The sequence below is a fragment of the Streptomyces profundus genome, assembly GCF_020740535.1.
Taxonomy (GTDB): Bacteria; Actinomycetota; Actinomycetes; order Streptomycetales; family Streptomycetaceae; genus Streptomyces; species Streptomyces profundus.
The window spans coordinates 1-20,624 of record NZ_CP082362.1 but is presented as its reverse complement, the minus strand read 5'-3'; the positions used below and the strand labels follow the sequence as shown (position 1 = coordinate 20,624).

Below are 20,624 nucleotides of genomic sequence, written 5' to 3'. Positions count from 1 at the left end.
ACACGTTCCACGACGACGAAACAGCGGTGGGGTACCAGGTGAGCGAGCAGAGCCCGTGGATACAGCGGTTCCATCCGGCACCGGAGGCGAGCAGCCGGCTGGTCTGCCTTCCCCACGCGGGAGGCGCCTCCAGCTACTTCCACCCCGTCTCCGCCGCCCTGTCGCCCGGCCTCGACGTGCTGGCCGTGCAGTATCCGGGGCGGCAGGACCGCCGGCTGGAGCCCGTCCTCACCTCCATCGACGACCTGGCGGACGGCGTCCATGACGCGCTCGCCCCCTGGCTCGACCGGCCGTTGTCCATCTTCGGCCACAGCATGGGAGCCATGGTCGGCTACGAGGTCGCCCGGCGCCTCACCAAGGCCGGCCACCCGCCCGTCACGCTCATCGTCTCCGGACGCCGCGCCCCCGACCGCTACCGCGACGAGAGCATCCACACCCGCAGCGACGCCGGCGTCATCGCGGAGATCCAGCGGCTCGGTGGCACCGACGCCCAACTGCTCAGCGACCCCGAGCTCCGCGCCATGGTGCTGCCCGCCGTCCGCGGCGACTTCCAGGCCGTCGAGACCTACCGCCACACCGAGGGCCCCCAACTGACCTGCCCCGTCCAGGCGTTGCTCGGCGACAGGGACCCGATGGCCACCCTCGAAGAGACGAACGGCTGGGCGGAGCACACCACCGGCGCGTTCGAGCTGAAGACGTTCCCCGGCGGCCACTTCTACCTGGGGGAGCACGCCCCCGCCGTGATCGCCACCATCCGCGACCACATCGCGCGCCTCACCACCTGACCGCCGGGCCCCGCGCCGGGCTCAGCCCGCCGGCCGGTCCCTGGTGGCCCGCAGCGCGTACATCAGCGGCACCCGGGGCCGGCCCGCCGGGAACGTGTACTCCCCGGCGGGCCCCCGCATCAGCGACGGATACCGCTGGAACAGCGTGCTGGGCCGCTCCCGCAGAAAGTCGATCCGCAGCCCCGCCGAGGCCAACGCCGTCACCACCTCGCCCAGTTGATGCCGCCACTGCACCGAGGCGGTCTTCGTCAACGGCGGGCCGTCCGTGTAGGTGTGCGGATAGTCGACCTCCTCGGGACGGCCGTCGAAGTAGTCGAACTCCAGCCGGCTCCCGTCCTCCGCCAACACGTCCGACAGCGGATGGAACTCGGCCAGATACAGGAACCCGCCCACCGCCAGCGACGACGCCACCACCCGCGCCCACCGCGTCAGATCCGGCAGCCACACCAGCGCCCCACCACCCGTGTACACCACGTCGAACCCTTCGCCGTCCAACGCCGCCGGCGCCTCGTACACGTCCGACACCACGAACCGCGCCCGGTCGGCGAGTCCCACCTCGTCGGCCAGCGCCCGCGCCACGTCGATCGCGGAGGACGAGAAGTCCACCCCCGTCACCCGCGCGCCGCGCCGGGCCCACGCCAATGTGTCCTGACCCATGTGACACTGCAGATGGAGCAGCCGCAGCCCCGTCACATCCCCCACCTCGGCGACCTCCACCGGCCGCAGCGGCTCGGCCCCCGCGCGAAACCCCGGCAGATCGTAGAACGCGCTCTGAGCGTGCACCCGCACCCGGTCGTCCCAGTTCTCACGGTTCAACCGCAGCCAGCGATCCGTCTCATCCGTCATGGCCGCGACGGTAGCCAACGCCGGCACCCCGGGGCACACCGTTAACCCCCGTTCACCCCTCCCGCAGGTCCCGGTGGAACCGCAACCCCGGACGTCCGGCTACCTCCACCGCCCCCACCTCGGCGAACCCGGCCCGCGCCAGCACCGCGCGCGACGCCACGTTGTCCACCGTCGTCACGGCCCGCAGCGACCGCAACCCGTAGACCCCGGCGGCCAGTTCGACGACCGCGCGCACCGCCGTCGTCGCCACCCCCCGCCCGCCGGCCGACTCGGCCACCCGATACCCCAACTCGGCGGACCCCTCCGCCACATCGACGACGTTGACCCGCCCCAGCACCGCGCCGTCCTCGCCCACCACCACATGGAAGTGGTCCGTCCCCGCGTCCTGCATCGCCAGCAACGCCCGGTGCCGCTCCTCGAACTCCGCGAAGTACGCGTCCCCCCGGTCGGGCACCGACGCCGCGAAGAACGCCCGGTTCTCCCGCTCGAACTCCAACACCGCCGGACCATGACGCGGCGACAACCGCTCAACTGTGCACATCACCCCACCCAACCACAGCCCCCACCCCGCCGGAGAACGCGTCCGCCGTCAGCCCCGACCGACCGGTATCCCGCCCGCCGGCGCGACCGGTTCGGTACGGTGGTCCCGTGCGTGCTGTGGTGTTCGACGCGTTCGGCCACCTCCCCGAGGTGCGGGAGGTGCCCGACCCCGCGGTGCCCGACACCGGGGTCGTCGTCCGCGTCGCCGCCACCGGGCTGTGCCGCAGCGACTGGCACGGCTGGATGGGCCACGACCAGGACATCGCCCTGCCCCATGTGCCGGGCCACGAACTGGCCGGCCGCATCGAGGCCGTCGGGCCAGGCGTCACCCGCTGGCACGTCGGCGACCGCGTCACCGTCCCCTTCGTCCAGGCCTGCGGACGCTGCCCCACCTGCGCCGCCGGCGACCACCAGATCTGCGAGCGGCAACGGCAACCGGGCTTCACCGGCTGGGGATCCTTCGCCGACCGGGTGGCGCTGCACCACGCGGACGTCAACCTCGTCGCCCTCCCCGACACGATGGACTGGACCACCGCCGCCGGCCTCGGCTGCCGTTTCGCCACCGCCCATCGCGCCGTCGTCGCCCAGGGCCAGGTCAGGGCCGGCACCTGGGTGGCCGTCCACGGCTGCGGCGGCGTCGGCCTCTCCGCCGTCATGATCGCCGTCGCCGCCGGCGCCCTGGTCGTCGCGATCGACACCCAACCCGAAGCCCTCGCCCTGGCCGCCGAGTTGGGCGCCGCCGTCTGCCTGGACGCGGCGGCCCCACCCGAGGAGCTCGCCGAGGCCGTGCGCACCGCCACCGGCGGCGGCGCCCATCTGTCGCTCGACGCGATCGGTTCGCCGACCAGCTGCGCCACCTCCGTCCAGGGCCTGCGCCGCCGGGGCCGACACGTCCAGGTCGGCCTGCTGCCCCACGGCGCCCCGATCCCGATGGACCGCGTCATCGCCCTTGAGCTCGCCATCCTCGGCAGCCACGGAATGGCCGCCCACGCCTACCCCGAGATGATGCGCCAGATCACCGCCGGCACACTCCGCCCGGACCGGTTGGTGCGGTCCGTCATCCCCCTCGACGCCGCCCCCGCCGCCCTGGCCGCCCTCACCGACGGAACCACCCCCGGCGCCACCGTGATCACTCTCGAATGACGCGGTGTGCTGGTGTTGTGTCGTGGGGTTCGCTGACTGGAGTTGGGTGTGTGGGGCGTGTGAGGGGGGTGTTGCCAGGTCTCCCCGGTTCCGGGGGGCAGCTTGATGGGGGTGCCGTGGCGACAGCGACTAGGGTCTAACCCGCCGTCAAAGTGACGGCGCACAGCGGCAGTTGACAGTTCCCGACGACCGGCCCAAGGCCGCGGCCCGTGTCGGTGCCGCCCTGTGCACTGCTGTTGAGCGAACTTGTTGGAGGACATCATGACCCGCCCGAAGCTGAGGACATCTGCCGCGATGGTGCTGTGCTGCGCCGTGACGGGCCTGGCGCTCGTCGGGTGTGATGACTCCGAGACGGACACCGGCTCGGGCGGAGACGCGGAGTCCTCCGCACCCGCCGAGGATACGGAGGCCGACGCGGGGCCGTTCACCGGAACGCAGACGATCTCCGTGGGAGACAAGTCGATCACGGTCTCCTGCTCCGGCGCCCCGGTCGACGGCCGGCCCGTTGTCGTCCTGCTCCACGGCGGAGGGCACGATCTGACGACGATGGCCGACTTCCAGGAGAGCCTGAGCGCCGAAGGCCGCGTCTGCTCCTACGACCGCCTCGGCGCGGGCGCCAGCGACCTGCCCGACGGCCTCCAGGACTTCGAGGACATCGGCGAGACCCTGACGGGAGTCCTCGACCAGATAGCGCCCGACAGCCCCGTCGTCCTCGCCGGCCACTCCATGGGCGGCCTGATCGCCGCCCGCTACGCGCCCGACCACCTCGACCGGGTCCACGGCCTGGTGCTGCTCGACGCGACCCCGCCGACCCAGGCCGGCGACTTCGCGGCCAGGATCCCGGACACGGTCACCGGCGAGACGGCCGAGTTCCGCGCGGTGACCCTGGCGACCTTCGAGGGCCAGAACCCCGAGCAACTCGTCTTCGCCGACGCGGAGGTCCGCCCCGCCGATGACATCCCGGTGCGGGTGATCCAGCACGGACACCAGTATCTCGCCGAGATGCCCGAGTACGGACCCGGCCTGGAGGAGGACTGGGCCGCGGGCCAGGAGAAGTGGCTGGCGCTCTCCACCGACAGCGAGTTGAGCATCGCCGAGAACAGCGCCCACGACATCTACCTCGACGAGCCCGAGGTCGCCCTCGCCGCCATCGAGAACGTCATCGCCGGCGCCGCGGGCTGACCCCCGGCGGACACACGGTCACGGCCGCCCGGCAGCCCCCCGGCTGCCGGGCGGAACGCGTCACCCCCCGCCGCCCGACGCCACAGGCCGCCGCCCGCGCGTCCCCGCCGGCCGATACACCCAGACCAGCAGCGCCGACAGCACCACGTGCAGGGGAGCGGAGAGACTCTCACCCACCGGGTCCAGGTGCGCGACATGCGTCACCACCGCCCCCGACGTGATCACCAGCAGCAGACCCGCACCCCACCACCGCGTCCGAACCCTCAACAGCAACGCGGCACCGAGGAGTTCACCCCCTCCCACCACAAAGCGGAACCACGACGGGTAGCCCCAGTCGACGAACTTCTCCGAGTACGCCGGGCCGAAGAACGTCTCACCCGAGGAGAACTTCGTCAGCGCCCCCACCGTGAACGAGAACACCATCCACCCGCACAACCCGGTCAACCAGCGGCGCCTCGCCGCCGGGGAGAACGTCCTCATCACACCGACCACCTCTCGTTCCGGGGCCCATCGCCCACCCCAGGGACCGGCCACCCCACCGGAATGTGACCGGCCCACCCGCCTCACCCCTCCACGAACACCACGCTCAGCCGATCCAACGTCACCGCGTCGGCCAACAGATCGATGGCCACGATCACGCCGTCCACCAAGGCGAAGGTGAACGCCACCCGCAGCCGACCCCCCGTCGACCACACCGCACCCCAGGCGCCGTCCACCAACGCCAACCGCGCCCCCCTCGCCCGCCCGGAGAACGTCCGCGCCACCGCCCGCGCACCCCGCACCTCCGCCACGGCACCCCCGCTCACCGCCGCCCCGTCGGCGCGCACCACGACATCGGACGCCAGCAACGTCAACAGCTCGTCGAAGTCCCCACCGCGCGACGCCGCGAGAAACGCCTCCACTACCTCGCGCCGCGCCGCACCACGCCGCGCCGGCACGTCTCTGCCCCGCAACCGCCGCCGCGCCCGACTCGCGAGCTGCCGCGTCGCGGCGGGGGAGCGGTCGACGATGGTCGCGATCTCCTCGAAGGGCACACCGAACAGGTCGTGCAGGACGAACGCCAGCCGCTCGGCGGGGGAGAGGGCCTCCAACACCACCAGCAACGCCAGGCCCACCGAGTCGGCCTCCACCACTTCCCACTCCGGGTCACCCGCACCGGCGTGAGCCGGCCGCGTGTCCTCCTCCCGCCCCTCGATGGGCTCCTCACGCCGAGTCCTGCGCGACTGCAACATGTTCAACGACACCCGCGCCACGATCGTCGTCAGCCAGGCCCGCAGGTTGTCCACATCGGCGGCCCCCGCCCGGTTGGCCCTCAGCCAGCTCTCCTGAACGGCGTCATCGGCCTCGCTGGCCGAACCGAGCATCCGGTAGGCCACCGCCCGTAGCCGGGCACGGTGTGTCTCGAACCGCTCCGCGAGCCATTCCTGTTCGTTCATCGGTCACACTCTCTCGTCGCCACCTGTCCTAGCAACTGACCAATCGGCGCCCACCGATGTGACATCACACGAGAAACCCATGACCGGAACCCGCCCCCGCCGTCCGTCCGAGCAACCCTCAAAAGAGTTAAAAGCAAGGGGTAAAAGTGAGGGTAAGTCGCTGCTAGGGTCGGGTCATGCCCACCGAGGAAGAGCTGTTCGCCAACGTAGACGCACTGTTGGAGGAACCGCCGCTGCCGCCCCCCGCCGAACGAGCCAGGCTGCGGGAAGCCGCCGGCATCACCCAGGCCCGCCTCGCCACCGCGCTCAAAAGCACGACACAGACAGTCAAGAACTGGGAGAACGGCCGCTCCGAACCCAAACCACCCCGCCTGGAGGCATACCAACGACTCCTCAACGGCTGGGCGACGAAGTACCCCGCCCCCACCACCCCCGCCACCCCCACCGCTTCGGCTCCACCCACCACACCCACCAGCACGCCGATCGAGCCCCCCGCCACCCCACCCCCACCCGCGCCCGTGCCCGAAAGCCCCGCCCACCCCGCCGCCTCGTCACCCCACCCGGTAGGGAAGCCAGCCCAACCCACCCCCCGCACCGCCACCGACCCGCGCTTCCCCCACGGCCCGCTCGCCGTCCTCGACGGCGACGGCTCCGCCTACGCCGCCCACGGCATCGTGCTGGACTGCCCGGCCACCACCATCCCGCAGCTGGTGGAGTGGACACTCAAGGAATCCGGCCTCGGCGCCGCCCCCCTGCACCGGCACGGCAAGGACGCCGACCCGCTGATCGCCCTCACCGCCTCAGCCGCCACCAACCTCGGACTGCCCGAACGCCTGGAAGGCCACGAACAGCGCCGCTCCCTGCGCCTCCCCGAAGACCACCCCGTGATCACACAGATCACCCGCGCCCGATGGCGGCTCACCCAACGCGGATTCGGCCCCTGGGCACGGATCTACCGCAACGCCCAGGGACGCGACCGGCAGTGCGTGCAACTCGCGATCCTGCCCTGGGACGCCCTCGACGCCCGCTCCTGGCCCGGCGTCACCCACATGCGACCCCCCGACATCGCGCGCGTCCTCAGCACCTACGCGACCCGCGTCATCACCCCCCGCGGCTCCACCGCCGTCTCCGGCCTCGAACTCATGACCGCGCTGCGCCCCCCCACCCGAGCGGTACGGGACGAGACCACCGGGAACTGGATCCCCGGCCACAACCCCGGATCCCTCGGCACCCACCCCGTCGACCCGGCGCCGCCCGAGGCCACCCCGGAACACCCGGTCGTCATCAACTCCGCCTGGAACAAGGGCTTCCTCGACGAGGAGGCCTACCAGTGGGTCCGCCACACAGACCTCCTCAGCGACGAGGAATGCCTCCTGCCGCACGCGATCGGCCTCGACCTCAACACCGCGTTCCTCGCCGCGTCCGCCCGCCTCACCGTCGGCCTCGGCGCCCCCGAACACCTCACCCACCCCACCTTCAACCCCAAGATCCCCGGCTCCTGGTACGTCGACCTGTCCCACATCGAGCTGGACCCACGCCTGCCCTCCCCGTTCACCCCCACCGGCACACGGCCGACAGGACCCGCCTGGTACCAGACCCACACCATCGCCTACGCCCAGGAACTGGGCCACAACATCGCCCCTACCGAGGCATACCTACGCCGCCTGACCGGCGCCTACCTCGACCCCTGGCACGACCACCTCAAGAACGCCTACGTGGCAACCCTCGCCGACCTCGGCGTCACCCGCGACCTGAACGACGCGGAGTTCCTCACCGCCATGGAACACCACAAACACGCCGACCCCGGCCTGGCCGCCGTCCTCACCGCCATCAAAGCCACCGTCAAAGGCGGCGTCGGGAAGCTCCGCGAACGCCCCCAAGGCCGCCACTACAAACCCGGCGAACGATGGCCGGCCCTGGAACGCCCCACCTGGCGGCCGGACATCCGCGCCGCCGTCATCTCCAAAGCCCGCGTCAACATGCACCGCAAGCTCACCAACATGGCGAAGTTCACCGGCCGCTACCCCCTCGCGGTGCTCTCCGACTGCGTCGTCTACCCCTCACCCGGCCCCAGCCCCACCGACCTCCTCCCCTACGCCGCGTCCGGCAAGCCCCAACCCGGAGCCTTCCGCCTCGGCCCCACCCCCGGCCTGGCAAAGCTGGAAGGCGTCCAGGAAATGGCCTGGGCGGTCGACCTCATGGAACAAGGCCACAACCCGGCCCGCCACATCAAGGGCGGCGACGCCGTCCTCGACGAAGGAGAGTAGACCGTGGGAGAGATCGAAGACGCCATCACCCGAGCCGACAACGAGACGTTCACCCGCCAACCCCCCAAGACCCTCCAAGCCCGCATCAACTTCCTGATGAAGCAGTTCAAGACGACCCGCGCCGTCGCGGCCGAACTCGGCGTCACCCCCGACTCCGTCAACCGCTACCGGCGCGGCGCACGCAAGAACCCACCCAAGGCCATCGCCGACCGCATCGACGCCGCCGTCCGCGCCCGCTGGCAACCCCGCGTCCGCAAACGCCGCCAACGCCACGCCGCCACCGTCGGCGGAATCACCGTCGAGACCCGAGCCCGCATCGGCTACACCGCCCCCGCCGGCACCACCGACGACGGCCGCCTCCGCCGCCTCACCGTCCACCTCCCGCCCCCGTACGCCGACCGCCTCTTCACCGCCCGCGACACCGGAACCACCGAGGACCACCTGCGCGGCATCGTCGCCGAAGGCCTCCGCGACATCTACTTCCAGGACGGCGGCACCCGCGCCCTCGGCCTCACCGACGTGGCCCTCACCGACATCGACTACCTCGACCTCGAATTCTGACCCCAGCCGCCCCTCACCCCTCGACGGGCTCCGCGACCCGCCGAGCGGACTGAGCCGGCGTGAGAGCACGTGGTGTCGACGCCCTCGGCCTCGGCACGCGGCCACCTACGGGCCGCCTCCGCATAGGGCTCCAGGCACCGGACCGCGCCCCTCCGCCCCGCCCGCGGGCGACCCGCCGCTGGGGGAGGGGGAGGCGCGGCCGGCTTCCGTCACCTCAGGTGTTGAATCCACCATCCACATCAAGAGTGGCCCCGGTGATGTACCGGCCGCCCACCCCCGCCAGGTGAACGACGGTCGCGGCGATATCGCTCGCGTCCGCGAAACGACCAAGCGCGGTGAACGCGTTGATCCCCGCCGCGTTCGGTCCGTCCGCCGGATTGGCCTCCGTGTCGGTGGCCCCCGGTTGCACCAGGTTGACCGTGATGCCACGCGGCCCCAACTCCCGGGCCAGCCCCTTCGTCATACCGACCAACGCGCTCTTACTCAACCCGTACAACGTGAACCCGGGAAACACCGTCCTCCCCGCCACATTGCTGCCGATACTGATGATCCGGCCACCATCGGTGAAATGACGCACCGCGGCCCGAGAAGCAAGGAACGGCGCCCGCACATTCACCGCCACCGCGTGGTTGAACTCCTCCTCACCCAAGTCCTCGATGGGCCCGACGGGAAACACCCCCGCGTTGTTCACCAGAATGTCCAACCTGCCGAACCTCCCCGCGGCCTCATCCACCGCAGCCGTCACGGCCACCGGATCGGCACTGTCCACGCGGATGGCCAAACCAGCGACGCCGGCCCTCTCGATCCGCCCGACCACCTCGGCGGCACGCTCCTCACTGCTCCGGTAGGTCAGCACCACATCGGCACCGCACTCGGCGAGCCGGACGGCCACCGCCGCCCCGATACCCCGGCTGCCGCCAGTGACAAAAGCTGTCCTGCCTTCGATTCCGTTCATGTGAGCGAGCATGACCACGCCACCGACCAGGCGCTGGCGGAATCCCGTCGTGGCGCTGACACCCGCACCACCACACCCCAGGCGCCGACAGCCAACGGCCCGACGCGAGCGGCGTGGTTCGAGCCGTGCATGAGCCCGAGAACGTCGCCGGAGGGATCGACCACCGATGCGGTGACGAACCGACCTCACGCCTGCGCGCCGTATCGGGCAAGCATGGTCAGCACCGCCTGGTCGACCGCGTTGGTGATGGCGGGGTCGTCGGGCTCCCACCGCGCGAGCAGCATCCGCGGCCAGAAGACGTAGTTGGAGATCATCCCGAGGAACTGGGTCGCCGCCGTCTCCGCGTCGTCAAGCCGGGCGGTACCAGCGGCGTTCTCCGCTTCCAGGTAGCGGCGGACCGATTCGAAGTAGGGCATCTTGCCGAGCTTGAACTGGGTCTCGCCGAGCTCGGGGAAGCGCGGAACCTCGGCGATGACGATGCGGAAGAGCGCGGCCATGCCGGGTTGGGTGAGAAGCGCCACGTATCGGCGTCCGATGGTCTCAAGCCCCGCCCGGAGGTTCCCCGGCTCGGGAAGCGGCGCCTCCTCGTCGTCGACCTTCCAGTATTCGGTGACGATCGCCTCGAACAGGGCCGCCTTGGTGGCGAACTGCTTGAACAGTGTCGCCCTCGACACTCCGGCCGCCTCGGCGATGCGGGCCAGCGAGGTGCCGTCGTAGCCGGAGTCGAGGAACAGCTTCGTCGCTGCCTCGACGATGGACGTCCGCTTCTGCGCTGCCACGCGCCGGTGGTATTCCGAAGGCTGTGCCGTCATGCCCTCCAGTATGCCCACCGCCACGAGGTGAGTCACTTGACTCGCCTCGCTCTCGCTCTTACCTTGAGAGGAGGTGAGTCACTCGGCTCACCATCAGCGCAAGCCTGGAAGGAAACACCATGGGACGCTTTGCGGGCCAGACCGTCATCGTCACAGGCGGCAGCGGAGGCATGGGCAGCAGCCATGTGCGGGGCTACCACGCCGAGGGGGCGAACGTCGTCATCGCCGGCCGCGACGACGACGCCGGCCGCCATCTCGCCGCTCAGCTCGGCCACCGGGCTCTGCCCGTTCACCTGGATGTCGCCGACGAGGACCACTGGGCGGCAGTGGTGCGAGAAGTCGAAGGCCACTTCGGACCGATCACCATCCTGGTGAACAACGCGGGCGTCCAGAACCCGGCGGCCCCCATCGAGCACACCGAACTCCACACCTGGGAACACGCCTTCAGCGTCAACGTCACCGGCCAGTTCCTCGGCATCAGGGCCGTGACTCCGTCCCTGCGCAAGGGCGGCGGCGGAACCATCGTCAACATCGCCTCGACCATGGCCCACGTCGGCACGGCCTACTACGCCCCCTACACCGCCAGCAAATGGGCCGTACGCGGACTGACCAAGACGGCCGCGCTGGAGCTGGGGCGGGACAACATCCGCGTGAACTCCCTCCACCCCGGCGTCGTCTCCACCCCACTGATCAACGAACCCGCCATCCCGGGCCAGCCGGCCATCGCCGACCTCTACTCGCCCGAACCCTTCGCCATCCCCCGCCTCGCCGAACCCTCCGAGATCACCCGCCTGTTGCTCTTCATCACCTCCCCAGACGCATCCTTCGCCACGGGCTCGGAATTCGTCCTGGACGGAGGCCTGCTGCTCGGCCCCGCACTCCAGCCCGAGACCGACAACGCGGCCTGACCCGACATCACAGGAGGAAAAGCGCAGTCACGGGCGCCCAACCCGTCCAAAGTGAGGCGCCCTCCCTCGCGACAACGACGATCACACCCCCAAACCAAACGACAAAGCCGAACGCTGCCACTACACCCCGCGCGAAGAACGAGCCACCCCCGCCACCAACCTCCCCGAACAACACAGCTAGCCAAAAGGACGGCGCCGCCGAGCCAGCCATCGGCCCGCGGGCTGCGACGCGAAGAGCAGGCCCGAGGCTCGGTCGAGTACGAGGGCGGCTTGGGTGATGGCTCCGATGTGGGCGGGGCTGAGGGTGACGTGTTGGAGGACCCGCCAGCGCTGTTCGAGGTGGGCAGCGGCGCGTTCGCCCAGGGCACGCAGTCCGCGGAGGAGTCGGTCGTGGGTGGGGGTGTGGATGCCGATGCCGGCGCCCTGGTAGCCCAGGCCGGCGAGGCTGGGAAGGCCGTCGGTGGCTGCCTTGTACAGGGCGGGAAGGGCGTGGATGCGGGCGGCGGTGATGTCAGGTATCGAGGCGGGTTCGACCTCGGATATCCCCAGCGGGGTGCCGTCAGGAGCGGCGCGGGACGGGATGTTTCCGGCGAAGCGGCGGGCCGTGCCGGAGTACCACAGGCCGTTGCCGTTCTCCCGGAGGCCGGCGACGCGGTCGCACGAGATCAGGGTGCCGTCCAAGCCGGCTGACCAACAGGTTTCTGTCCCGACGAGCAGCACCACCCCCGACCGGAGCCGTGGAACCCGACGCGACAGCCGGGCCGCAGACCTGCCCGTGATCAACCCGGACGAGCGAAACCGCCCGCCAGAAAATCCGACGGACTGCCACAAGAGATCGAGGCTGGAGATAGAGTGCAACACCGGCACGTCGATGGGGCGTGTGCGGATTTGGCCAGACAGCCCTAGCCGCAGGAGTCGCGTATGGGGAGCGATTCGAACTTCGGGACGCGTGCTGCGGCAGCGATCGGGGTCATAGCCTCGGTGTTGGGCATCCTCACCTTCTTCGGGATACCTGACTGGAACGCGCTCACTTCGAGGCTTTTCGGCTTTGAGTCCGCAGCTCAACCTAGTGGCGCCGAACTGTTTCCGGTGTCGTTTACTCACCAGAGTTGGACGTTGACGGCCACTTCCCGCCCGGACACTTGGGACGAGTGCGAGGAAGACTGGGGCTGCATCGCAAATATCAAAGCGGAATACACCGCCGAGGATCCTGGATTAATTGTGATGGTGTCAGTCACTGTCTATGCCGATAACGAAGCAGCCACACGACAAATTGACGACCAACGACAATGGGAACAGTCGAATGGTGTAGACGGATACGGCTACTCGGCAGTGAGCGGCAGCTACTCCGTCACTGCGGGCGCATTGGATTTCCAGGCAAACGATCCATACACTGCGAGTTCTACAATAGGCAGCCAAGTCCTCGCCAGGCTCCCGTCGGAGTAGAGCCCGATTGGCATTTTCTCAGTAGGGTCGGGGCTTCACGCCCTTCCACGGCCAGGGCACCGATGTCCCACTCAGGCGGACACACCCAGATCAACCCACTTCGCGAAGATCATTTCACCGAGAAAACCTCATTCAGGTGAAGCGGCCCACCTCATCGAATTCAGCCCCCCCCATAGGCCGTCAGACCACTGCTGCGGTACACACCTCAATGCGGTGGCGTCCACATTCCGGCGCGACACTCTTCCGTTAACACACACCGAGGGCGAACTCGTGACGCCATGGCGACGCCGGGACCGACCGCCAGGCCGACCTCCGAAAGCAGCCGACGACGAAAGGACCACGGCTATACCTGCGGGTGCCAAGCCGGGCGCGACGGCGGCATCCGGATCCCTCGCTCGACCTGGTCCCGCCGCACCGTCTCCACGCCCTCACAGGACACCTGGCCGGCACAGTCGTCGCTCACCGACCCCGGCCACCTCAACGCGGTCACGACCGCGGCCGTACGGACGCCGGCGTGCCCCTCCCGTTCAACGCACCGCCACACCGCTTCCCAACCACGGCGGTCATCCAGTCGGCCCTCTGCGCTCGGTGCTACCACCGATCTCCTCCACCGATCCGCTCCAGGACCCGAGGAAGACCAGCGAGATCTCCCGGGAACCGCATCATCGAATCCGACCACTTCGCGGCTGGCCAACTCGGCGAACCAGCGCTCGTCCGTCGGGTCCTGACCAAGCCGCAGGTGGCCACCGACCTGGCATCGCTGATGGGCGAACACACCGGGGGGATGCCGCTGGCCCGGCGATCGGCACCCGGTGGGCTCACCACACGGCGGCGCCTACCACGCGACGTATGGTGCGGCCATGGACGAAACCCGAACGCCACCAGGGGGCTTGACGCACGAACACGCGGTGGCGATGTGCTTCGCCATCCCGCCCGCCGCGCCGCCAGCGGGGTGGCGCACCCCCACTTCCCTGTCCGCGCTCACCTCGCCAGGCCGGCCTGCCCCCGCCCCGTCCGGCTGCGATTCCGATTCCGCCCTCGACGGCCCGGGCGGGCGGTCTGTACCTCCCACCACCGACGAATACGGAGATGCCTGATGAGCGCGGCCACCTACCAGTACGTCGACCTGCCGGACGCGTCCGTGGTCACCACCCGAGCCCTGCTCACGGCCCGGGAGAACATCGCCGACACCGTCGACGCGCGCGCCATGATGTGTATCCACGGGGGCGCCGGCTTCGGTAAGACCCTCGCCGTCAACACCTGCCTGAGCGAACTCGAACCACACGAGGACGTCCGCAAGATCACCTTCCGGGCTCGGCCCACCGCCCGCGCGGTGCGCTACGAACTGTTCACCGCACTCGACCTCCCCGGACAACCACCGCGCCACCCCAGCGAGTTCGACCGCCTGCTGAAGGCCGCCTTGGCCGAACGCCCCCGCATCTTCCTCGTCGACGAGGCCCAGTGGCTCAAAGGCGAGGCGTTCGAGTACTTCCGCTACCTGTGGGACGACCCCTCAACCCAGCTCGCGATCATCTTCGTCGGCGGCGAGGGCTGCCACACCGTGCTGCGCCGCGAACCGATGCTCTCCTCCCGCATCTTCATCTGGCAGCACTTCACCCGCCTCACCCCCAGCGAGGTCCTACAAACCATCCCGCTGTTCCACCCCATCTGGGCCGCCGCCGACCCCGGCGACATCACCTTCGCCGACCAGCACGCCGCACACGGCAACTTCCGTAACTGGGCCCGGCTGACGGCCCATGTACGCCTCGCTCTGGCCCGCACCGGCCGCCCTCGCGTCGACCAGGAAGTCCTGCGTTGGGCCTTCAGCCGGCTGGGCAGCCCCGCCTGATGCCCCGCCAGTCCGTCCTCGGGCCGAAGATACCGGTGCCCGGCCGCTCTGATGGAGCTGGTGGGCCATGATGCTGTGGTGACTCTGGACCTGAGAAACTATGAACTCCTCTGGCCTACCTCGCTGTTCGTTGCCGAGGGCGAAAGAATCCTCCGGTCCCCGAACGGTCGGTGGAAGCAGCAGGCGGCGTGGCTCATGACTGAGGCGCTGTCCGGGCCCGCAGTCACCGACTTCGAAGAGCTGCCCAACCGTATCCCCGGCCGAGACCCTTGGGGGGGGGGAGAGACCCTTGGGCGACCACCACCTCTACCCAGAGTGGGCCCGGCAGCGTGGACCCACGGGCGTGGTTCACCGAACTGGTCAACCGCGCGGCCGAACTCCGCCACGCCGTCGCTCCGCAGCCGTACTGGCCACAGCGCCGCAGCAACGGCCGCTCGCAACGTGGCAGCACACGACAGGACGCTCGCCAGGCATTCGCGCGGATCATCAAGGAATTTGCCGACAAGGGATACTTGGTAGAAGCATTCGGTGAAGAATGCGTTGACGATCTCAACCAAATGCCAGACGCCTCGGAAGTGATTGACCGGCGCCTTGGCATCCCCAACCTCTGGCCCCTGGCTCCAGAGACGTGGGACAAGGATACCTTTTACGGACTGATCGAAGTCTTCCACGACCTGCTCAGCCGCCCCCGCAGACGGCAATACCACGATTTCAACTCTTGCGGGTGGCATCACCATGAGTTTCACAACGGCCCGGCACGTGTCCTGTACCGCTGGAAGATCAACGAGCTGCTGCGCGAAGCCGGCATCGAATACGAACTGGCCGCCGAAGGCGAAGACCTCGGGCGCCTCACCGCCGTCACCGATGACGCCCGCAGCGCACTGGTGCACCGGGCCCTGAACGACAGCACCCCGGACATCACCACCCGGATCCGCCACGCCATCGCGCTCTTCCGTGGACGCGACACGTCAGCCGAGAGCAAGCGATCGGCGATCACGACTCTCGTAGGCATCCTGGAAGAGCGCAGGGCCCTGATCAAGGAGCAGATCGGCAAGCCCGACGAGGGGGCGCTGTTCGAGATTGCCAACCGCTACGACCTTCGCCACCGCCGGGCCGACCAGCGCCGCGACTACGACGAAGCGTTCCTCGACTGGATCTTCTGGTGGTACCTCGCCACGGTAGAGCTGACCAACCGGCTGATCGCGCACCGGAATCCGGCCAGCCGGGGATAGCCAATCGCAGGCCAGGGCCCTGGTGATGTTACCGGGGGCAACGCGCCGGGAGTTCGCACATCACCGCTCCAGTCCGCACCCCGCTTCGGACGGAGCTACTTCTCCGCACGATCCTCCTCGTCGACGACGTGTTCACCAGCGGGCCCCAGCTCCAGCACGTCGCACTTCGACTCCGCGCGTCCGGCGTCGCCGACGTCCGCGGCCTCGTACTCGCGCGAGTCCCCTGGAGCGGATGACCCGGCCTCGGACGCCCTGACCGTGCCTGCCGGCCGGAACCCGGTCCCTCGTCAGTGCCGGACGCGCCCTACGGAGCTCACGCGGCTTGCCCAGGGCGACGGCCATGCGGCGGCCGAGGCGTTTCGCGGAGGCCTGAGAGCCGACGCCCAGCGCCGCTGTCAGAAGCCCGCCCCGGGACCACAGCTGGGGCATCCGCGTCCGGGATCACCACAATCCCGCCAAGCTGGTCAGTGACCCACGTTGGAAGCGTTCGGCCCTCCAGGACGTCGCGTACATAGTCAGGGACCTCCGCCCGCAGGCCGCGGAGCATGTGCGCGAGGTACGGCACGGAGAAGTGCCCGTAGTCGTTGGGGACGTTCTCGAAAAGGGCGCCGGTTACCGGGGCGGCGTGTTCCATGACTGCCGCACCGGCGAACTGGCCGTTCCTGATCCGCTGGACCGGCCGGAGAAGCTCCTTTGCCACCCGGCGAGAGCCCCGCTGCGGCTGCCGCAGGAAGCGGTCGAGGTCCTTGGCTAGCCCGCGCGCCAGGGGCACGATCGGTGCGTCCAGGCCATCGGGGCTGGTGATGTCTTCGACCGGGACAGCATCGTGGAAGGCGCTCACGCCCGCGTTCCTGACGTCTAGGCCCACGGCCGTCTCCGCCACCAGGGCAGAGACGGCAGACACACCGACCCGGTCGCGCTCCCTGCAAGGAACGTCGTCATGGGCGCGATCGCAGGTCAGAGTCGATCGGTACTGCGAGTCACCGCAGTACAGGACGTACGCAGCGGGGACGTGGAAGTGGTTCGCCGCGTTGATCAACTTCGAGAGCTGCGTCCGGTCGTCGCCGCGCGTCTTGTAGCTGAAGTCGATGCTCCAGCGCTTGCCGTGCAACTTCAAGATCTTCGCCTGGACGAGGAGCCCGTAACAGGTACCGTCCCGGTCCACCCACCACCACAGCCAGTCGGCTCCGTTCTCCTTCTCCTCGTCGGCTGCGAACTCGACGAACCGGATGCGAGGGCTCGTGGTAGACAGAAGCACCTGGGTCGCCGCCACCTCACGGAACATACCGCCAGCGTCCAGCATCCCCGTCATCAGACGATCCACCGCCGTCCGGCCCTGCCGGAGCGCCTCGTTAGGGCTATCCTCATGACTGGAGAAGTGACTCAACGCGGCTGCCCTTCTGCGACGTTGCGATGGCTTCCTCATTATCCCCCGTGCGCCCAGTCCGTCGTGGCCGATCCGACTTCCTCGTAATCGACTCGTATTGGCCGTGCCGGGGATCGACTGGGCTGCCGTTCGGGACACCCCCGCCGGCCGGCTTTCTCTCTCCCCCTGGCCAGCCTCACCACCATGGAATGAGGCCAAGACCCCCGACAAGATGGGGGCCGGCCCAGCAGCTGGCCCCCATCACCCGCACCCCATGCGGCTACCTGGGCCGCGAAATCCTGCCGTGTGCGCGCTGCCCTACAGCCCCAACTCCTCAAGCACAGCTTGCTGTTCGGGCGGCAGTGTGTGACGCCTGGTGCGCATGTTGGAGCGCCATACCCCGAGCTTTACCTCCAGGGTCTGCTGCTCCTGGTCGTCGTCGTTGTTGATGCCGGCATCGAGGACCAGGCGCTCGGTGTGCCCTCGGGGAACGGTGAGGTGGCCTTCGCGGGCGAGGTACTGGCGGGCAGCGGCTACCCCCCGCTCGAACGCCGCGCTGCCGCGCCCTCCGGCGGGCTTCCCGGCCGCCGGCAAGCCGCCGGAAGCCGCAGGCTCCTCGCCCCCCGCGCCGGCCGCCGCGGGGGCGGCCACGGCCTTCGCAGGCGTCACCGGCGATGCCACCTTGGTGACCCCGAGCCGCTCCAGAAGCTCTCGCTGGCCAGGGAGGAGCTTGGCCCACACCGCCGGTTGGGTCTGCTTGGCCAACCAGCGCCCGACGTCCATGCCGTGGACCGTGACCCCCGGGTCGACGTAGGCCGGGCGGCTCTCCTCGGCGACGAGGCCGTGGAGAGCGGCGTAGTGGCGCTGCCAACTCGCGGGCCAGTCCGGGTTCCAGTGGGGGTCGATCGCGTTCAGCGCCGTTTCCCACTCGGGGTGCCCGTTCAGCGCGCCGGGGCGGCGCAGGTTGCTCAACCACTGTCCTACCGGCCTGTCGAGGGCCACGGCGGACCTCGGAGCACAGAGGCTCCAGCGCTGTTCGTAGTACGCCTTCGCGGCGGCCAAGTTCTCCTGGAACCGCTCGTCGGTGACCGACCACACCATCCCGAGGTCTTCCAGCCGGCGGGCCCGCTGGCCGCTCATCTCTCCGGCCCCATAGGCGCGCCGCTGTTCCGCGACCCACTGCCCAAGGGGTGTCGCACCCTCACGGTGGCCGTAGGGGACGCGGGCCTGCCCCTCGCGTTCGACGTACCGGCGCAGCGCTTCCCAGCCACGGGCCCAGTCCTGCCGCTCGATGTCGACCACATTGAACGACACCCACCGCGCGACCATCGCCGGGTCACGCCGCGCCGCGAAACGCAACAACAGACGGGATTCTTCCTCGCCTTCCTCCGGCTTCGGACCGATGAAGAATGACGGCTCCACCATGGCCTTCTGCGGTTCCTGTGGGATGGCGAGCAATTCCACAGCTTCCTCGTCGTGTGCCCGCAGCCCTTCCAGTACCTTGACCAGCGGCCGGTACGAGCTGGAGGTGAACATATCCTCCGGGCTTTCACCGGGCTGGAGAAAGACCGGCACAATCAACGACGCCAGCTTCCCTTCACCGGGCTTTTGCCGCAACGCCCGACCGATGGCCTGGACAATGTCGTGCGGCGCGCCCTTCGGGTCGATCAGGGCGACGCTGTCCACCGCCCGAATGTCAACGCCCTCACCCAAAACGCGGCAGTTGGAAAGCACCGCCCGCCGCGCGGTGGACCCGAACTCCTCCAGTACTGGCTGGCGATGCTCCGGCTCGTGTTCACCACACAGCCAGTCCGCCCACATCCTCCTCGGGTAGGTCTGGGGCTGGTCGGCATGGAGCTTGTCGGCGACCGTCTCCAGGCCCTCGGCGAACGCCTGGGCCTCCATGGTCCGGTGGTGGAAGGTGATACAGGTCTGGAGGTTGTGCTCGGCCATGGTTCGCAGCAGGCCGGCCTGCAACGCCGCCAGGCGCTGCCCGCGCACCTCCTCACTGTGTCGGTCCTCGCCCATCAGCCGCTCGGGAGTGACGACCGGGTCCTGGATCTCCAGCACGATGATCTGGTACCGCGCAAGCAGGCCGCGAGACACACCCGACGCCAACGAGAGCTTGTAGAAGACGGGGCCGAAGATCGCCTCGTCGTCCATGCTCGCGGCCAGCTCCTTCGGCAACGGATCGCGCACCCCCTCTGCCACCTCCCAGTGCGGGGCCCGCTCCTGCCAGATCCGCGGCGTCGCGGTCAGGTACAGCCGACGGGCCGCCGGGATCGCTTTCTGGTCGTGGACCCGGGCCCATCGCTTCCCCAGGGAGCCGGAGGTGCGGTGTGCTTCGTCAACTGCCACCAGGTCCATCGGCGCGAGTTGCTGCCCGTAGGCGCCCTCGAATGCCTCCTCCAGCACAGGCAGGGACGCGTAGGTAGCGAAGATGACCACCTGCCCCTTTCCGTGCCACAGACTCAGCCGCACTGGATTCGTGGTGGACCGCACCCCCAAGTTCCACAGCTGCGGGTCCTCCTCAAGGGAGCACACCGCCACCGCCGGCCCGGTATGCCCGACCCGCCGCCACTCCCGTACCGTCTGGGACAGCAAAGTCAACGTGGGCACCACCACCAGAATGCGCCCACGCGGCAGCATTTCCCGAGCCGCGAACGCGGCCATGATAGTTTTACCCGTACCACAAGCGGAAATTACCTGCCCGCGAAGACCATTCGCGGGAATTCCATCCGGGGGAATATCGAAGCCGCGCACAATGGCATCAACGGCCTCGATCTGATGATTACGGAGATCACGTCTCGACATAGCCACGGGAAAGGAACCTCGCGAGGAGGAGAGGATCGGATCATGAGGGGAGTGGTAGCCCCTGGACCCAGAGTCTACACAGTGCATCGGGTCAGATGCATCACCCTGGATCTGCGTTCACCCTCAAGCGCGACAGACCGTCAGACCGCCCCCACGTGCACCCTTATCCTGATAGCATGACCCGGAGTCGACCCCCAACGGCCCCCTCGCACCCCTCCCCGGGGTACGTCCCCGACCCCGAGCCTCACCCGTCAATGATGGGCCGGATGCTCCTCCGCCCCATCCCTGGCGTGGGGGTGATGGCCCCGAATCCCAGTCTGCACACAGTGCATCCCCCTCACGCCTGCCACCTCTCCTCGTAGCCAGCCGTCTTTTTGGAATCCCGCGTGCGGGATTCCGCCTATTCGCGCTTGCGCGAATAGGCTACGTTGTTTGCATTCCGCTTGCGGAATGCTATTCCCGCGCTTGCGCGGGAATTCGCC

17 protein-coding genes and 2 pseudogenes are annotated in these 20,624 nt (G+C 69.2%); 9 read left to right on the top strand and 10 right to left on the bottom strand.

All coding sequences use genetic code 11. From position 1 onward, the window contains the following. The first annotated feature begins 38 nt into the window (after positions 1 to 38). A complete protein-coding gene (locus K4G22_RS00095; RefSeq protein ID WP_228077502.1) occupies positions 39 to 785 on the top strand; it encodes a thioesterase II family protein in 747 nt (248 codons plus the stop codon). A gap of 21 nt (positions 786 to 806) precedes the next feature. On the opposite strand, the gene K4G22_RS00090 is transcribed toward K4G22_RS00095, so the two are convergent. Further along, entirely contained in the window at positions 807 to 1,631 is an 825-nt protein-coding gene (locus tag K4G22_RS00090; protein ID WP_228077501.1) for a class I SAM-dependent methyltransferase, read from the bottom strand. A gap of 52 nt (positions 1,632 to 1,683) precedes the next feature. Further along, positions 1,684 to 2,172 (bottom strand): GNAT family N-acetyltransferase, encoded by a 489-nt coding sequence (locus tag K4G22_RS00085; protein ID WP_228077500.1) that lies wholly within the window; start codon positions 2,170 to 2,172, stop codon positions 1,684 to 1,686. Between the two features lie 107 nt (positions 2,173 to 2,279). Here K4G22_RS00085 and K4G22_RS00080 point away from each other — a divergent pair, with 107 nt between their 5' ends. Beyond that, positions 2,280 to 3,314, top strand: coding sequence for an alcohol dehydrogenase catalytic domain-containing protein (locus K4G22_RS00080; RefSeq protein ID WP_228077499.1), 1,035 nt, complete (start codon positions 2,280 to 2,282; stop codon positions 3,312 to 3,314). A 261-nt stretch (positions 3,315 to 3,575) separates the two neighbouring features. Continuing rightward, positions 3,576 to 4,496, top strand: a complete 921-nt coding sequence (locus K4G22_RS00075) for an alpha/beta fold hydrolase (RefSeq protein WP_228077498.1) — start codon at positions 3,576 to 3,578, stop codon at positions 4,494 to 4,496. Positions 4,497 to 4,556: 60 nt separating this feature from the next. Here K4G22_RS00075 and K4G22_RS00070 read toward each other — a convergent pair whose 3' ends face one another. Beyond that, a complete protein-coding gene (locus tag K4G22_RS00070) occupies positions 4,557 to 4,976 on the bottom strand; it encodes a DoxX family protein (RefSeq protein WP_228077497.1) in 420 nt (139 codons plus the stop codon). An 83-nt stretch (positions 4,977 to 5,059) separates the two neighbouring features. Continuing rightward, positions 5,060 to 5,932 carry a sigma-70 family RNA polymerase sigma factor gene (locus tag K4G22_RS00065; RefSeq protein WP_228077496.1) on the bottom strand — a complete coding sequence of 291 codons (873 nt, stop codon included), beginning with the start codon at positions 5,930 to 5,932 and terminating at the stop codon, positions 5,060 to 5,062. A gap of 176 nt (positions 5,933 to 6,108) precedes the next feature. Here K4G22_RS00065 and tap point away from each other — a divergent pair, with 176 nt between their 5' ends. Next, positions 6,109 to 8,199, top strand: coding sequence for a telomere-associated protein Tap (gene tap / locus K4G22_RS00060; protein WP_228077495.1), 2,091 nt, complete (start codon positions 6,109 to 6,111; stop codon positions 8,197 to 8,199). A gap of 3 nt (positions 8,200 to 8,202) precedes the next feature. Next, a complete protein-coding gene (gene tpg / locus K4G22_RS00055; protein ID WP_228077494.1) occupies positions 8,203 to 8,760 on the top strand; it encodes a telomere-protecting terminal protein Tpg in 558 nt (185 codons plus the stop codon). Positions 8,761 to 8,773: 13 nt separating this feature from the next. On the opposite strand, the pseudogene K4G22_RS00050 reads toward tpg, so the two are convergent. From K4G22_RS00050 to K4G22_RS00040, 3 genes and pseudogenes are all read right to left on the bottom strand, one after another. Continuing rightward, positions 8,774 to 8,894, bottom strand: a pseudogene (locus K4G22_RS00050) (ATP-binding protein); the annotation flags it as partial. Between the two features lie 80 nt (positions 8,895 to 8,974). After that, positions 8,975 to 9,715 (bottom strand): SDR family NAD(P)-dependent oxidoreductase, encoded by a 741-nt coding sequence (locus K4G22_RS00045; protein WP_228083898.1) that lies wholly within the window; start codon positions 9,713 to 9,715, stop codon positions 8,975 to 8,977. Positions 9,716 to 9,900: 185 nt separating this feature from the next. Beyond that, a complete protein-coding gene (locus K4G22_RS00040) occupies positions 9,901 to 10,527 on the bottom strand; it encodes a TetR/AcrR family transcriptional regulator (protein ID WP_228077493.1) in 627 nt (208 codons plus the stop codon). 119 nt (positions 10,528 to 10,646) lie between these two features. Between K4G22_RS00040 and K4G22_RS00035 the strand changes: the two genes are divergently transcribed. Then, a complete protein-coding gene (locus K4G22_RS00035; protein ID WP_228077492.1) occupies positions 10,647 to 11,435 on the top strand; it encodes an SDR family oxidoreductase in 789 nt (262 codons plus the stop codon). A gap of 177 nt (positions 11,436 to 11,612) precedes the next feature. Here the strand turns inward: K4G22_RS00035 and K4G22_RS00030 are convergent, their stop codons facing one another. Beyond that, positions 11,613 to 12,116 (bottom strand): transposase family protein, encoded by a 504-nt coding sequence (locus tag K4G22_RS00030; RefSeq protein WP_228077491.1) that lies wholly within the window; start codon positions 12,114 to 12,116, stop codon positions 11,613 to 11,615. Positions 12,117 to 12,356: 240 nt separating this feature from the next. Between K4G22_RS00030 and K4G22_RS00025 the strand changes: the two genes are divergently transcribed. The 3 genes and pseudogenes from K4G22_RS00025 to K4G22_RS00015 all read left to right on the top strand — a co-directional run bounded on the left by K4G22_RS00025 (position 12,357) and on the right by K4G22_RS00015 (position 15,962). Next, on the top strand, positions 12,357 to 12,881 hold the full coding sequence (locus tag K4G22_RS00025; protein WP_228077490.1) for a hypothetical protein: 525 nt from the start codon (positions 12,357 to 12,359) through the stop codon (positions 12,879 to 12,881). A gap of 1,096 nt (positions 12,882 to 13,977) precedes the next feature. Further along, on the top strand, positions 13,978 to 14,730 hold the full coding sequence (locus tag K4G22_RS00020) for an AAA family ATPase (RefSeq protein WP_228077489.1): 753 nt from the start codon (positions 13,978 to 13,980) through the stop codon (positions 14,728 to 14,730). 78 nt (positions 14,731 to 14,808) lie between these two features. Continuing rightward, positions 14,809 to 15,962 (top strand): annotated as a pseudogene (locus tag K4G22_RS00015) (hypothetical protein). A 313-nt stretch (positions 15,963 to 16,275) separates the two neighbouring features. Here K4G22_RS00015 and K4G22_RS00010 read toward each other — a convergent pair. Both K4G22_RS00010 and K4G22_RS00005 read right to left on the bottom strand, forming a co-directional pair. After that, entirely contained in the window at positions 16,276 to 17,274 is a 999-nt protein-coding gene (locus K4G22_RS00010; protein WP_228077487.1) for a hypothetical protein, read from the bottom strand. Between the two features lie 372 nt (positions 17,275 to 17,646). Continuing rightward, entirely contained in the window at positions 17,647 to 20,142 is a 2,496-nt protein-coding gene (locus K4G22_RS00005) for a DEAD/DEAH box helicase (protein WP_228077486.1), read from the bottom strand. Positions 20,143 to 20,624: the final 482 nt, after the last annotated feature.

What these genes read in the sequence shown, in the direction of transcription:
- K4G22_RS00090 (WP_228077501.1), bottom strand. Translation starts at nt 1,631, where the DNA reads ATGACGGATGAGACGGATCGCTGGCTGCGGTTGAACCGTGAGAACTGG.
- K4G22_RS00085 (WP_228077500.1), bottom strand. Translation starts at nt 2,172, where the DNA reads ATGTGCACAGTTGAGCGGTTGTCGCCGCGTCATGGTCCGGCGGTGTTG.
- K4G22_RS00075 (WP_228077498.1), top strand. Translation starts at nt 3,576, where the DNA reads ATGACCCGCCCGAAGCTGAGGACATCTGCCGCGATGGTGCTGTGCTGC.
- K4G22_RS00070 (WP_228077497.1), bottom strand. Translation starts at nt 4,976, where the DNA reads ATGAGGACGTTCTCCCCGGCGGCGAGGCGCCGCTGGTTGACCGGGTTG.
- K4G22_RS00065 (WP_228077496.1), bottom strand. Translation starts at nt 5,932, where the DNA reads ATGAACGAACAGGAATGGCTCGCGGAGCGGTTCGAGACACACCGTGCC.
- tap (WP_228077495.1), top strand. Translation starts at nt 6,109, where the DNA reads ATGCCCACCGAGGAAGAGCTGTTCGCCAACGTAGACGCACTGTTGGAG.
- K4G22_RS00045 (WP_228083898.1), bottom strand. Translation starts at nt 9,715, where the DNA reads ATGAACGGAATCGAAGGCAGGACAGCTTTTGTCACTGGCGGCAGCCGG.
- K4G22_RS00040 (WP_228077493.1), bottom strand. Translation starts at nt 10,527, where the DNA reads ATGACGGCACAGCCTTCGGAATACCACCGGCGCGTGGCAGCGCAGAAG.
- K4G22_RS00035 (WP_228077492.1), top strand. Translation starts at nt 10,647, where the DNA reads ATGGGACGCTTTGCGGGCCAGACCGTCATCGTCACAGGCGGCAGCGGA.
- K4G22_RS00025 (WP_228077490.1), top strand. Translation starts at nt 12,357, where the DNA reads ATGGGGAGCGATTCGAACTTCGGGACGCGTGCTGCGGCAGCGATCGGG.
- K4G22_RS00020 (WP_228077489.1), top strand. Translation starts at nt 13,978, where the DNA reads ATGAGCGCGGCCACCTACCAGTACGTCGACCTGCCGGACGCGTCCGTG.
- K4G22_RS00010 (WP_228077487.1), bottom strand. Translation starts at nt 17,274, where the DNA reads ATGACGGGGATGCTGGACGCTGGCGGTATGTTCCGTGAGGTGGCGGCG.
- K4G22_RS00005 (WP_228077486.1), bottom strand. Translation starts at nt 20,142, where the DNA reads ATGTCGAGACGTGATCTCCGTAATCATCAGATCGAGGCCGTTGATGCC.